The organism is Nocardioides sp. YIM B13467, from assembly GCF_042788075.1.
Lineage (GTDB): Bacteria > Actinomycetota > Actinomycetes > Propionibacteriales > Nocardioidaceae > Nocardioides.
In genome coordinates this window covers 3,472,781-3,485,569 of record NZ_JBHZPJ010000046.1, presented here as the reverse complement: position 1 = coordinate 3,485,569, position 12,789 = coordinate 3,472,781, and the positions used below count along the sequence as shown (strand labels likewise).

Genomic DNA, 12,789 nt, shown 5'->3' with positions numbered 1-12,789 from the left:
CAGTGATCCGGGTCACCACTTGCACCTGGAGGTAACGCCCGTGTTCGTCCCGTTCAGCGTCAACGACTTCATCGACCGTGCCGCATCCGTCTACGGCGAGCGGGTGGGCATCGTCGACGAGCCCGACCAGCCGGCGGCATCCCTCGAGGAGGTGACGTACGCCGAGATGAAGTCGCTCGCGAAGCGGATGGCGGCGAGGCTCGACGAGCTCGGTATCGGGGTGGGGGAGCGGGTCGCGATCGTCTCCCACAACTCGGCGCGACTGCTGACCGCGTTCTACGGCGTCTCCGGCTACGGCCGCATCTTGGTGCCCGTCAACTTCCGGCTCCGTCCCGACGAGGTCTCCTACATCGTGGAGCAGTCCGGCGCCTCGGTGCTCTGGGTCGACCCCGAGGTCGACGAGGCCCTGAAGGACGTGACCGCGAAGCACCGGTTCGTGCTCGGCGACGACGCCAACCTCTACGCCGAGGAGGGTGTCGAGCCGAAGCCTTGGGAGCCGGACGAGAACGCGACCGCGGCGATCAACTACACCTCCGGCACCACCGCCCGGCCCAAGGGCGTGCAGATCACCCACCGCAACATCTGGACCAACGCGCTGACCTTCGCGCTGCACGCCGGCTGCAACGACCGCGACGTCTACCTGCACACGCTGCCGATGTTCCACGCCAACGGCTGGGGGATGCCGTTCGCGGCGACCGGCCTCGGCATCAAGCACATCGTGCTTCGCAAGGTCGACGGGATGGAGATCCTGCGCCGCGTACGCGACCACGGAGTCACCTACATGTGTGCCGCGCCCGCGGTGGCGGCCGCTGTGCTCGACGCGCTTCCGCAGTGGCAGGCCACCGAGGGCGAGATCCCCGGACGGGACAAGGTCCGGATCATCATGGCCGGTGCGCCGCCGCCGACGAAGACGGTCGTCCGCGTCCAGGAGGAGCTCGGCTGGGAGTTCATCCAGATCTACGGCCTCACCGAGACCTCGCCGCTGCTGACCATCAACCGCACCCGTGCCGAGTGGGACGACCTCGACCCGATGGAGCGCGCCGCGAAGCTGACTCGCGCCGGGGCGCCCGCGATCGGCGTGAGCCTCGACATCTCGCCCGACAAGGAGGTCCTGGCCCGCTCCAACGTGGTGCTCGAGGGCTACTGGGAGAAGCCCGAGGAGACCGAGAAGGCGCTGGCCGACGGCTGGTTCCACACCGGCGACGGCGGCAGCCTCGGTGACGACGGCTACCTCACCATCTCCGACCGCATCAAGGACGTCATCATCACCGGCGGCGAGAACGTCTCGAGCGCCGAGGTGGAGGACGTGCTCTTCCTGCACCCCTCGGTCGCCGAGGTCGCCGTCATCGGCATCCCCAGCGAGAAGTGGGGCGAGACCATCCTGGCCCTCGTCGTCCTCGCCGAGGGCGCCCAGGCGACCCAGGAGGAGCTGATCGCCTGGTGCAAGGAACGAGCCGCCGGCTACAAGGCGCCGACGGTCGTCGAGTTCCGCGACTCCCTGGCGCGTACGGCCACCGGCAAGCTGCAGAAGTTCAAGCTCCGCGAGCCCTACTGGGGCGACCGCGAGCGCAAGGTCAACTAGAGGATCTGGCGCACGGGGCGAGCGTTGCGCTCACCCCGTGCACCGGACCGTGGGTCGCTCAGGCAGTCGCCCTGGGGCGACGTCGGGCGGCCCGACGGATCACCGAGCCCGGCTTCGAGGCCAGGAGCGGGTCGAAATCGTCGGTGATCGGGGTCAGGTCGGCCTCATCCACGAAGACCGCGCCGTCGCGTACCTCTGCGGCGAGGTCGCGACCGAGCACGGCACCTGCGGTGCTCATGCCGCCCCAGATGGTGGCGTTGATGCCGAACATGTGCTCGGTGCTGCCGCCGGCGAGGAACAGCCCGGGGATGTGGGTGGTGACCCGCGGCCGGAAGGGGCCGAGGTTCTTGATCAGCGGCGCGATGCCGTAGCAGGAGCCGTCGCTGGTCAACGTGAAGCGCTCCTGGGTGATCGGCGTGGAGGCCTCGCAGAAGACCATCCGCTCGCGGATGTCCGGGATCATCAGCTCGGCGGTGTCGAGAACCCGCTGGGTGAGCTGCTCCTTGAGCTGGAGGTAGCGCTCGTCACGGCCGTACGACGCTCCGTCGGAGGGATCATCGGAGACGTTCCAGAACTCGTGGTCCTTCGGCGCCCAGCTGACCAGCTCGAGCGTGGAGTACCCGGCCGGCGCCGAGTGCGTACCCTCCGGGTCCTTGGCGGTGGGGCAGCTGATCCCGACGGGCATCTGGTCGGGACAGCGGCCCGCCTCGACCTCGCGGTAGTAGCCGTCGACGTCGTTGGTGGGCCACACCCACGCCAGCGGCGGCGTGCCGCGTTCGCGCAGGTCGACGTCGAGGGCGACGTAGACCGCGAACATCGGCAGCGTCATCTCGAGATCCTCGAGCCGGCGCCGCAGGCGGCGGGTCAGGTGCTCGTCGCCGACCAGGTCGGCCCAGGTCTTCTTGAAGTCCGCGGCGGAGACGACGACCTCGGCGCGGATCTCCTCGCCGTCGGCCAGACGTACGCCGACCGCCCGTCCGTCCTCGATGAGAATCCTCTCGACGCGGGCCTTGGTGCGCACCCGGCCACCGTGCGTGGTGATCACGTCGGTGAGGTGGGCGCCGATGACCTGCCCGCCCCCGCGCGGGTAGTAGGCGCCGGCCTGGAGGTAGTGGTGGAGGAAGCCGGCGTGCATCGCGGTGGGCGTGCGGTAGGGCGGCCAGGTGTAGTCGCCGTTCTCAGCGAGGATCACGGCCTGCGCGTCGGCGCTCAGCCCGCAGGCGTCCATCAGCTTCGTGATCGGCCGGATGCCCCAGCGCAGCAGGTGGTAGGGGCGCCGCCGCGGCTGCTCCCCGGCGGAGATGATCCGCATGATCCGTACGCAGCGGCGCAGTCCAGCCTCCTCGCTGGGGAAGGCCGCGATGAGCCGGTCGAGGTAGGTGTCCCAGCCGGTCGGCGTCTGGAAGGTGGTGCCAGGGATCATCACCTGGCAGTGGCCCTCGGGTCGCTGGCGCAGCCACTTGATCCGCTCGGTCAGCGCGAGGCCGGACAGCGCGGTCTGCATCCGACCGCCGGGGCCGCACTCGCCGACGTAGTGGGTGCCGACGTCGAACTCGAACTTGTTGCCTGCGCGTCGGAAGACCTGGGTGCTGCCGCCGACGACCTGGTTGGCCTCGAGCACCAGGACCCGCTTGCCGTTGGCTGCGAGGTAGGCCCCGCAGGTGAGGCCGCCCGGCCCGGCGCCGACCACCACGGCATCCCAGGTGTCGTCGTCGGCGTCGTGGCCCGGAGTGGGGGGTGTCGCAGTCTGCGTCATCACCGGTCGCTTTCGGAGCAGTTATTTGGAGTCGGACTCCAGTTAACTCGTATCGACCCGTTCCGCCAAGGCCGGCTGTCCGTCAGGCGGGAGGCGGAGCCTGGATCAGACCCTCGAGCAACACCAGGCCGGCTTCGATCACGGCCAGCTCGACGCGCTCGGGCTCCACCGCCAATGCGTCCCGGCGCAACGCCAGCGCGGCCACCCCGTTCCAGGATCCGAAGAGGAAGTAGGACAACAGCTCCGGATCCACCTTCCGGATCGCGCCGGAGTCCACCGCATCGCGGATGCTCTGCTCGAACTCGCCCCGCAGCTCGCTGAACCGCTCGACGACCTGATCCTCCACCGCCGACCGGGGGCCTCGTTCGCCGGTCACCATCAGGTACTTCACAACCGTCGGGTGCTCCAGCAGCAGCTTCAGGTAGGCCGACCCGACTCCGGCGAAGCGCTCGAGCGGAGTCGTCTGCGCGGCGTAGGCCGACCGGAGGGTCTCGGTGGCCACCGTCAGCACTCGCTCGGTGACGGCTGCCATCAGCCCGTCCTTGGTGCCGAAGTGCACATAGACCGAGGCCGGAGAGATCCCCGCCAGGGCGGCGACGTCCTCGATCCGGATCTCCTCAGGGGCATGACGCGACATCAACTGCTCGGCGGCCTCGAGCACCCGGGCGCGGGTTCGCTCCCGTCGGCGCGTCCCGCGCGCCGCGGCGTTGCCGGCCGGATCTTTCGGCTTCTGAACGTCGTTCACCCGATCAGGGTAGGGCGGACTCCTCCAAGAGGCGGTTGACCTCGGCCAGAAGCAGCTCGGTCTCGTCGTCCGCGGCAAGGGACGGGACGTACGCCGCGACGCGGCGGGGGTCGTCCGCCGGCAGCGACTCAATCAGGATCCGTCGAGGGTGGGCGGACCCGCCGCTGACCAGATACTTCTGTCCGGGACGTACGCGGCTTGCTTGTTCCTCCAGGTCCGCCTCGATCGCCTCGTCTGCAGGCAGCGCGGCCGCGGGCTCGGTGAGAGCCTCCCGCACGATCCGGCGCGGGTCGTACTGGCGTACGTCCAGGGCTTCCAGCTCCGCCCGGGCCTTCGATGTATCGATGAGGCTCCGGAAGGAGCGGATCAGCTCGGCGAGCCGTCGGGTGTAGATCGGCAGCCGCTGGGGGCCGATCACGAGGCCCGCGACGATCGCGACCAGGAAGAGCTTCTCGAAGGTCAGGCCGAACATGGCTGGCTCCTGATCAGTCGGCGGTCGTGCAGATGGGTGATGAGGACGGCGGCGGCGAACAGGGCCGACATCGGCGCGGCGACGAGGAACATCGAGAGTACGTCGGCCGCGGGTGTCACCAGCGCGCTGAACAGCACGATGACGACCACGATGGCGCGCCAGCTGCGCCGCAGCGTGCTCGCGGGGAGCAGGCCGAGCGCGTTGAGCACGACCACGAACACCGGGAGCACGAACGCGACCCCGATCGCGAGGACCATCTTCATCACGAAGTCGACGTAGTAGCCGGCGTTGAGGATGGTGCTGTCCTCGGCCGAGGAGAAGCCGGCGAGCATCGCGACCATGTGCGGGAAGAGGAGGAAGCCGAACGCGCAGCCCGCGGCGAAGAGCGGGATCGCGGCGGCCAGGAACCCGAAGGTGTACTTCCGCTCGCGGCGGGTCAGCCCGGGGGTGACGTACGCGAACAGCTCGGCGAGCCAGATCGGACTGGAGAGGATCACGCCGGTGAAGAGCGCGATCTTGAGCTTGAGGTCGAAGGCGCCGGTGACGGTGTCGTAGTTGAGGCTGGCGTCCCGGGACCGGGCGATCTGCTCGATCGGGGAACGCAGGACCTCCAGGATCTGGTCGGAGAGCCAGAAGCCGACGACCACTCCGATCAGGAGCGCCACCGCCGCACGGATCCCACGCCTGCTCGCCTCGCGCAGGTGGCCGGCGACGGGCATGGTCCCCTTGGCGGTGACCGGTGCGGCGGTGGCGGTGGTCATGACGCGCTGCGGTCGGCCACGGCCTCGACGGTGACGGGCCGTGGCTCCGCGGTGGCGGTCGTGGCGGCCGTGCCGTCGTGGGTCTCGTCCTTGAGGATGCGTACGGACTGGCCGACGCTCCGGGCGAGAGCGGGCAGCTTCGCAGAGCCGAAGACGAGCAGGATGATGGCGAGGATGACGAGGGCGTGCCAGCCCGTGAGGTTCTGCAACATGATGATCTCCGTAGGTGTTCGTGGTGGTCTGTGGGTCACTCGGTCGGGGGCTCGGGCGGGGTGCCGCCCTCGCCGCCGCCACCCGGCGCGCCGCCCATGGAGGCCTCGGTGGTGGTGTCGACGGCGACGGCGAGCGAGCCCTTGTAGCCGGCGCTCGGGCTGCCGGTGAACGTGCCCATCTCGAGGTCGTAGCCGTCGCTGAAGACGTTGTCGGTGTCGAGACTGACCTTGGTCAGGTTCTCGGCCGAGCCGTCGTAGGCGTCGTCCTGATAGACCTTGTTCAGCATCTTCTCCGGGAAGGCGACCTGCGAGGTCGCGATCGCGTTCTCGCCGGTGGTGGCCGAGTCGGCGTCGGGGTAGACCTCGAAGTGCATGTGCGTCCAGCGGCCGTCGTAGCAGCCCGGGACGATGGTCTTGAAGGTCACCTGCCCGTTGGCGTCGGCGACCTGGACACCGCGAAGGTAGGTCTCGTCCTCGGCCCCCTCGGAGTACATCGAGTAGAGGCCGGCTGCGTCGCACTGCCACAGATAGACCGCGACCCCCTCGAAGGGCACGTCGTCGTTGGCCATGTCGGTCACCGTGAAGGTGAACTCGAGCGGCACGCCGTCGACCGTGGTGCCGCCGTCGAGGCTGGAGGTGATGTCGCTGCGTACGATCCCGGACTCGGTCAGCACGTTGGTGCCGTTGGTCCCGTCGGCCGGGTAGGGGCCGTTGGTCTCCTGCGGGATCTCGCCGTCGGCGGTCGTGGAGGTGTTGGCGGCGGAGCCGCCCGTCGAGGTGCTCGAGGAGCCGGACGAGCTCGAGCCCGACGAGCTCGCCCCACAGGCGGCCAGAGCGGCCGCTCCGACCCCGACCCCGACGAGCCCGAGGACCCGGCGGCGGGTCAGCAGCGTCGAGATGTCGAAGCCGGCACCCTGGTCGACCACCTCCTCCTCGGGGCGGGCCAGCAGGCGGCCCTCATAGGCGGGGCCTTCAGGGGTGTTCTCGGGTTCGGGTACGCGGCTCATAGGTTCTCCTTGGCGTCTGTCTGGTGCGTTGACCTGACTCTGACGTCCCGATCCGTGAGGACCTCCTGCCCCGGCTGTGGGGTTCCTGTGAGAGCCGCGGAGGATCAGCCGAGGCTCGGCCGCGGGGCGGACTGGAGCTGGTCCGCCTGCTCCTTGGACAGCTTCGAGGCGTAGCCACAGTACGTGCAGTCCATCCGGCGCGACTTGCTCACGGGGAAGAGCGGGATGAAGAAGAGGGTGAACTTGTTGACGACCTCGAACAGGCGATGGGCTGCCTGCTGGCGGCAGTGGGGGCAGACCAGCGAGAGCGTGGCCAGCAGTCGCGTGTAGGTCTTGAGCCCGAAGATGATCATGCCGACGAGTCTTGCACGCGATCAGCGCCGGTGGACCTCGCGACCGTCGACGTACGTGTGGGTGACCTGGGTCCGGGCGAGGACGGTCGTGTCCTCGCCGAGGATGTCGTGGTCGACGACGACCAGGTCGGCTGCGTACCCGGTCTCGATCCGGCCCGTGGACCCTTCGAGACGGTTCAGGTAGGCGGTGCCGGTGGTGTAGCCGGCGAGGGCCTCGGCGACCGTCAGCGCCTCCTCGGGCAGCAGCGGGGTGGCGTCGGCGGGCTGGTCGGGGGAGCGGCGGTTGACCGCGACGTGCATGCCGAGCAGCGGCGCCGGGTCGGAGACCGGCCAGTCGCTGCCGCACGCGATCCGGGCACCCGTACGCAGCAGCGACCCGAACACGTACTGCTGGTCGCGGGCGGCCGGTGCCAGGAACGGCAGGGTCAGCACCTCCACCGCGTCGTCGAGGCACGCCCACAGCGGCTGGATGTTGGCGGTGACCTCGAGGGCGGCGAACCGAGGGACGTCGGCCGCGTCGACGACCTGGACGTGGGCCAGATGGTGGCGCAGCCCGCTGGCCCCATTGAGTGCCCGCGCGTGCTCGATCGCGTCCAGGCTGTCGCGGACCGCCCGGTCCCCGAGCGCGTGGATGTGCGCCTGGAACCCGTTGGCGTCCAACGCCGCGACGTACGTCGCCAGAGCTTCGGCCGGGATGAAGGAGAGCCCGCGGTTGTCGGTGAGATGACCGTGGGAGTCGAGGTAGGGATCGAGCATGGCGGCCGTGTGCGTCTCGCAGACGCCGTCCTGCATCAGTTTCACGCTGCCCGCGTCCAGCCCCACCTGAGCGGCAAGAGCGCGGCGCGAGATCAGCTCGGGCAGCTGCTCCAGGCCGCGGTCGCGGTCCCACCACTGGGCGAGGACGACCTTCGCGGTGAGCGCGCCGGAGTCGTTGGCGGCGACGTAGGTCGGCAGCGAGTCGGGCATGCCGAGGCCGGTGCCGACCAGCGCGTCCTGCCAGCCCACGATGCCGACGGAGTGGAGATGGCGCTGTGCGGTGAGTAGCGCCTCGGTCAGGTCGCGAGTGGTCGGGGCGGGGACCAGCGAGCCGACCAGCGCCATCGCACCCTCGTGCAGAGCACCAGTGGGCCGGCCGGCGGAGTCGCGCTCGATGCGCCCGTCGGCTGGATCGGGCGTGCTGGCATCGATGCCCGCGAGCTCGAGCGCGCGGCTGTTCACCCAGGCGGAGTGGTGGTCGCGGTTGGGCAGGAAGACCGGCCGGTCGGGAAGGAGTCGGTCGAGGGGCTCGGCACTCGGCACCCCGCCCGGGAAGGAGTCCATCGACCAGCCACCGCCGCTGACCCAGGCGCGTCCCGGGTTGGCCGCGGCGTAGGACCCGATGGCCTCCAGGTAGCCCTCGAGGGTCGAGAGACCCGTCAGGTCGCACTGGTTCATCTCCAGCCCGGCCTGGATCGGGTGCACGTGGGAGTCGTGGAAGGCGGGCAGGACCCACCGGCCGTCGAGCTCCTCGACCACCGTCTCGGGGCCGGCCAGAGCGTCGAGCTTCTCGCCGATGGCCACGATCTGCCCGTCCCGGACGGCGAGAGCCGTGTCCGCCCAGCGGCCCTCGCGCAGCACACGACCACCGCGCAGCAGCAGGTCCGCCGGGAGGGCGTCACCGCCCATCAGTTGACGGCCATGGTGTCGGTGACCGAGGAGCCCGAGCGCTTGAGCACGAGCGCCACCAGGCCGAGGACCAGGAGCGTGAAAACCAGCAGGATCGTGGAGACCGCGGCGATCTCGGGCTTGAGACCGGAGCGGACCGAGGAGAGCACGTAGACCGGCCACGAGGTCGTGCCGGAGACGTTGATGAACGAGGAGATCACCGTGTTGTCGAGGCTCAGCGTGAAGGCCAGCAGCCCACCGGCGAGCACCGCCGGCCCGACGAGCGGGATCGTGACCTTGAAGAACGTCGCCACCGGCCGCGCATAGAGGTCCGCCGAGGCCTCCTCCAGCGACGCGTCCAGACCGACCAGGCGGGCCCGGACGATGTAGGTGACGACCGCGGTCGCGAAGAGCGAGTGGCCGACCACGAGGCGTACGTAGCCGTTGTTGAACGGCAGCAGCGACCAGTCCTGCCCGAGCGTCACGAACCAGGGGAGCAGCGCGATGCCGTCGACGATCTCGGGCGTCACCGAGACCAGCAGCAACAGCAGTGTGAACGGGCCCGCCCAGCGGCCCGGGAACCGGGCCATCGCCATCCCGGCCAGGGTGCCGAGCACGCTCGCCAGCAACGCGGCGACCACGGCGGTCTGCAGGGAGACGGCGACGGTGTGGCGTACGGTCGGGCGCTCGATGATCGCTGTGAACGGCTCCAGGCTGAAGCCGTCCCAGGCGGTGAGCAGTCGGCCGCCGTTGAAGGAGTAGATGCCGATCACGATGATCGGGGCGAACAGGAAGAGGAAGACGAGCGTGGTCCACGCGCCGAGCGCGAGATTGGTGCCGGAGGGTCTGCTCATGCCGTCACCACCTCCTTGGTGTGCAGCCTCGTGTCCGGAGGCGGGACGGTTCCGATGACCAGCTTGCTGCGCCTGTGCAGGAGCCATCCCACGGCCCACATCAGCGTGATGGCCAGGACGACGATGAGCATCGTGAGCAGGATGAGGACGACCGCCATGGCCGAGCCCAGCGCCCAGTTCTGCGCGGTCAGGAACTGGCTGGCGATCAGGGAGCCGACCATCGTGCCCTTCGCGCCGCCGAGGACCGCCGGGGTGACGTAGTCGCCCATCATCGGGATGAAGACCAGGACGATGCCGGCGATGATCCCGGGCCGCGCCAACGGCAGGGTGACCTGGAAGAACGTCCGCACCCGGTCGGCGCCGAGATCCTTGGACGCCTCACCGAGGGCGTTGTCGACGCGGTCGAAGGCGACGTACATCGGCAGGATCATCAGCGGCAGATAGTTGTAGATCAGGCCCAGCAGCACCGCACCGCGGGTGTTGAGCAGGTCGTGCGGGTCGGCGACCAGGCCGACGTCGGTCAGGAAGCCGGCCAGGGCGCCCTCGGAGGACAGGATCACCTTCCAGCCGATCGTCCGGATCAGGAACGAGGTCCAGTAGGGGACCATCACCAGGGCGACCAGCAGCCCGCGGCGGTGCGCGGGGACCTTCACAGCCATGAAGTACGCCGCCGGCAGCGCGATCAGCAGGCAGGCGACGGTGCCCAGCACGCTCATCCACAGCGTCGCCCGGAAGATCGTGAAGAAGGTCGGGCTGAACGCCTCGGCGTAGCGGTCCAGCGACATCACCGCGTTGCTGTGGGTGCCGAACATCCCGGGTTTCTCACCGAAGCTGAACCAGGCGATCTGCAGGAACGGCACCACGAAGAAGACCGTCAGCCACAGCCACGCCGGCACGGCGAGAACGAAACCCGGGAGGCGCTTCGACGCTCGGTCACGCACTGGCGGCGGCCTTCAGCTTGTCGTAGACCTCCGTACGCCGGTCCTGAGCCTCGTTGACGGCGCCGTTCTTCATGGTGGCGAGCTGCTCGTCGGTGAAGAAGATCATCTCGGGCAGCTCGACCTTGCGCTCCGCCGCCATCTCCTCGATGCCCAGCGCGCCGGTGTTGTAGCCGATGTAGTCCATCTCCAGGAACGAGTTCTCCGGCTCCAGGACGTAGTCGAGGAACGCGTGCGCGGCCTCGGGGTGGGGCGCGCCGGTCGGGATGCACCAGTTGTCCATCCACAGCTCGGTCGTCGGGCCGGGCAGGACCCACTTCCAGCGGTCGGGCTGCTTGTGCTCGAGGATCCCGAGGCGGGAGTCGCCGTTCCAGTTCTGCATCAGCGCGAAGGTGTTCTGCTGCATCGCGCCGGTGGCCGGGTAGGAGTCGAAGCCGGCGATGTGCGGTGCCCACTTCTCGACCGCCTCGGCCTCGTAGGCGTCGTAGTCGCCCATGTCCTCGGTGTTCCAGTCGATGTCGTTGGCCCAGAAGTAGAGGCCGGAGACACCCTGCGGGTCGTCGAGCAGCGAGGTCTTGCCCGAGGCCTCGTTCTGCATCGCGTCGATGAAGTCGTCCCACGTCGCCAGGTCGCGCTTGATCACGGTCGTGTCGTAGACGAACCCGGTGGTGCCCCAGCACTTGCACACCGAGTACTCGTTCTCCGGGTCCCAGTCCTGGCCGAGGAACTTCGGATCCACCTTGGCCATGTTGGGGATCAGGTCCTTGTTGAGCGGGACGATGATCTCGTTCTCGATCAGCTGCGGGATGTAGACCCCGGTCGGCACGACGATGTCGTAGCCGCTGGTGCCCTCCGCTGCGACGAGCTTCGAGATCAGCTCCTCGTTGGAGCCGTAGGAGTCGAGCGTCACCTTCGGGCCGGTCTTGCTGAAGGCGTCGATCACCTCGGGGGAGTCGTAGTCGCCCCAGGTGTAGATCGACAGCGACTTCTCCACCGGCCCGCCGGTCGCGCCGCCGCCCGGCTCGACCGCGGTGGAGGCCCCGCCTCCGTCCGAGCCGCAGGCGCTCAGCGCGACGCCGGCACCGGCGAGGGCGGCCAGGCTCAGGAAGTGGCGCCGCGAGAGCTCCTGACGGATCGCTCGCGCGCCGGCATGGCTGGCCAGGATGCGTACGTTGCCACTCTTGTTTACAGGCTTGTTCACTGTGGGCTCCTAGCGGTGGACGGGTCGAGCGGAGTATCGAGGGGGAAGAGACGTACGTCCTCGGCGGCCCAGCCGCACAGGACCGGGTCGCCGGGGGAGAGCCGGGCGGCGCCGTGGGTGGGACGGCGGATCAGCAGGCTGAGATCGTCGGTGACCTTGACGAGGTACTGGATCACCTCGCCGAGCGGGGAGACCTGGAGGACCTCGCCGGCGACGGAGTTGAGGCTCTCCGTCGCCGTCCCGGACTCGGCCCGGGGCTCGATCGAGATCATCTCGGGGCGGATCGCGGCCTGGTGGGCCTCGCCGGGCTTCCCGTCGGGCTTCGCGGGACCCTCGACCACCACGAAGGGGGTCTCGACGGTGGTGCCGTCGGCGCTGACCTCGCCGTGCAGGAAGTTCTGCTGGCCGACGAAGCCGGCGACGTACGCGCTGGCGGGCTGGTTGTAGACGGTCTCGGCGTCGGCGAGCTGCTCGATCCGCCCGGCTCGCATGATCGCGATCCGGTCGCTCATCGCGAGCGCCTCGTGCTGGTCATGGGTGACGAAGACGAAGGTGATCCCGAGGCGGGACTGGAGGAGCTTGAGCTCGAGCTGCATCTCCTCGCGCAGCTGGCGGTCGAGGGCGCCCAGCGGCTCGTCGAGGAGGAGGACGCCGGGGCGGTTGACCAGCGCCCGGGCGAGCGCCACCCGCTGCTGCTGGCCGCCGGAGAGCTGGGCGGGGCCGCGGTCGGCGAAGTCGAGCATCCGCACCATCCGCAGTGCCTCGACGACCCGTTCGCGGACCTCGGCCCTGGGGGTCTTGCGCTGCTGCAGGCCGTAGGCGACGTTCTCCGCGACGGACTTGTGCGGAAACAGCGCGTACGCCTGGAAGACCGTGTTCACGTCGCGCTGGTAGGGCGCGAGCCTGACCACGTCCTTGCCGCCGATGACGATGCTGCCCGAGTCGGGCTTCTCGAACCCGGCGATCATGCGTAGCGTCGTGGTCTTGCCGCAGCCCGACGGGCCGAGCAGCGAGATGAACTCGCCGGCCCGGATCTCCAGGTCCAGGCCGTCGACCGCCGTGGCCTGGCCATAGGTCTTGGTCAGGCCGGTGATGGTTACCGAGCCGGAGGTTTGGTCCGGGGTAGCTGTCGTGGTCATCGCCGCTCCAGTCGATTGTTCACTTAGCGCTGCATTCCACCACAAGATCCGGGGAAAAGTACGGAATCGGTTGTAAAAGAACGGTTACGAACTCGATTCCGTGCCGGGTGCCGCCGCTGGGCGCG

The 12,789-nt window shown here is 69.3% G+C and carries 13 protein-coding genes; 1 reads left to right on the top strand and 12 read right to left on the bottom strand.

All coding sequences use genetic code 11. The features are described from left to right. The first annotated feature begins 40 nt into the window (after positions 1–40). Positions 41–1,582 carry an AMP-binding protein gene (locus tag ACFX43_RS23860; protein WP_378836345.1) on the top strand — a complete coding sequence of 514 codons (1,542 nt, stop codon included), beginning with the start codon at positions 41–43 and terminating at the stop codon, positions 1,580–1,582. A 58-nt stretch (positions 1,583–1,640) separates the two neighbouring features. Here the strand turns inward: ACFX43_RS23860 and ACFX43_RS23855 are convergent, their stop codons facing one another. From ACFX43_RS23855 to ACFX43_RS23800, 12 genes are all read right to left on the bottom strand, one after another. Next, positions 1,641–3,338: a phytoene desaturase family protein gene (locus ACFX43_RS23855; RefSeq protein WP_378836342.1), complete on the bottom strand. Its 1,698-nt coding sequence runs from the start codon at positions 3,336–3,338 to the stop codon at positions 1,641–1,643. 82 nt (positions 3,339–3,420) lie between these two features. Beyond that, the gene (locus ACFX43_RS23850) at positions 3,421–4,083 is read right to left on the bottom strand and encodes a TetR/AcrR family transcriptional regulator (protein WP_378836339.1); all 663 of its coding nucleotides are present in this window, start codon (positions 4,081–4,083) and stop codon (positions 3,421–3,423) included. 4 nt (positions 4,084–4,087) lie between these two features. Continuing rightward, on the bottom strand, positions 4,088–4,555 hold the full coding sequence (locus ACFX43_RS23845; protein WP_378836336.1) for a twin-arginine translocase TatA/TatE family subunit: 468 nt from the start codon (positions 4,553–4,555) through the stop codon (positions 4,088–4,090). Beyond that, the gene (gene tatC, locus ACFX43_RS23840; RefSeq protein WP_378836334.1) at positions 4,543–5,316 is read right to left on the bottom strand and encodes a twin-arginine translocase subunit TatC; all 774 of its coding nucleotides are present in this window, start codon (positions 5,314–5,316) and stop codon (positions 4,543–4,545) included. The genes ACFX43_RS23845 and tatC overlap by 13 nt, the downstream gene beginning before the upstream one ends. Next, complete coding sequence (locus ACFX43_RS23835; protein ID WP_378836331.1) at positions 5,313–5,528, bottom strand: twin-arginine translocase TatA/TatE family subunit; 216 nt, start codon at positions 5,526–5,528, stop codon at positions 5,313–5,315. The genes tatC and ACFX43_RS23835 overlap by 4 nt, the downstream gene beginning before the upstream one ends. A gap of 35 nt (positions 5,529–5,563) precedes the next feature. Next, positions 5,564–6,535 carry an intradiol ring-cleavage dioxygenase gene (locus ACFX43_RS23830; RefSeq protein ID WP_378836329.1) on the bottom strand — a complete coding sequence of 324 codons (972 nt, stop codon included), beginning with the start codon at positions 6,533–6,535 and terminating at the stop codon, positions 5,564–5,566. A 104-nt stretch (positions 6,536–6,639) separates the two neighbouring features. Beyond that, a complete protein-coding gene (locus ACFX43_RS23825; RefSeq protein ID WP_160021941.1) occupies positions 6,640–6,888 on the bottom strand; it encodes a zinc-ribbon domain-containing protein in 249 nt (82 codons plus the stop codon). 21 nt (positions 6,889–6,909) lie between these two features. Next, positions 6,910–8,553: an amidohydrolase gene (locus ACFX43_RS23820; RefSeq protein WP_378836326.1), complete on the bottom strand. Its 1,644-nt coding sequence runs from the start codon at positions 8,551–8,553 to the stop codon at positions 6,910–6,912. Continuing rightward, entirely contained in the window at positions 8,553–9,386 is an 834-nt protein-coding gene (locus ACFX43_RS23815) for an ABC transporter permease (protein ID WP_160021945.1), read from the bottom strand. Before ACFX43_RS23815 ends, ACFX43_RS23820 begins: the two co-directional genes overlap by 1 nt. Beyond that, on the bottom strand, positions 9,383–10,327 hold the full coding sequence (locus ACFX43_RS23810; protein WP_378836321.1) for an ABC transporter permease: 945 nt from the start codon (positions 10,325–10,327) through the stop codon (positions 9,383–9,385). Before ACFX43_RS23810 ends, ACFX43_RS23815 begins: the two co-directional genes overlap by 4 nt. Beyond that, positions 10,320–11,525, bottom strand: a complete 1,206-nt coding sequence (locus ACFX43_RS23805) for a spermidine/putrescine ABC transporter substrate-binding protein (protein WP_378836318.1) — start codon at positions 11,523–11,525, stop codon at positions 10,320–10,322. The genes ACFX43_RS23810 and ACFX43_RS23805 overlap by 8 nt, the downstream gene beginning before the upstream one ends. Further along, a complete protein-coding gene (locus tag ACFX43_RS23800) occupies positions 11,522–12,664 on the bottom strand; it encodes an ABC transporter ATP-binding protein (protein WP_378836314.1) in 1,143 nt (380 codons plus the stop codon). Before ACFX43_RS23800 ends, ACFX43_RS23805 begins: the two co-directional genes overlap by 4 nt. Positions 12,665–12,789: the final 125 nt, after the last annotated feature.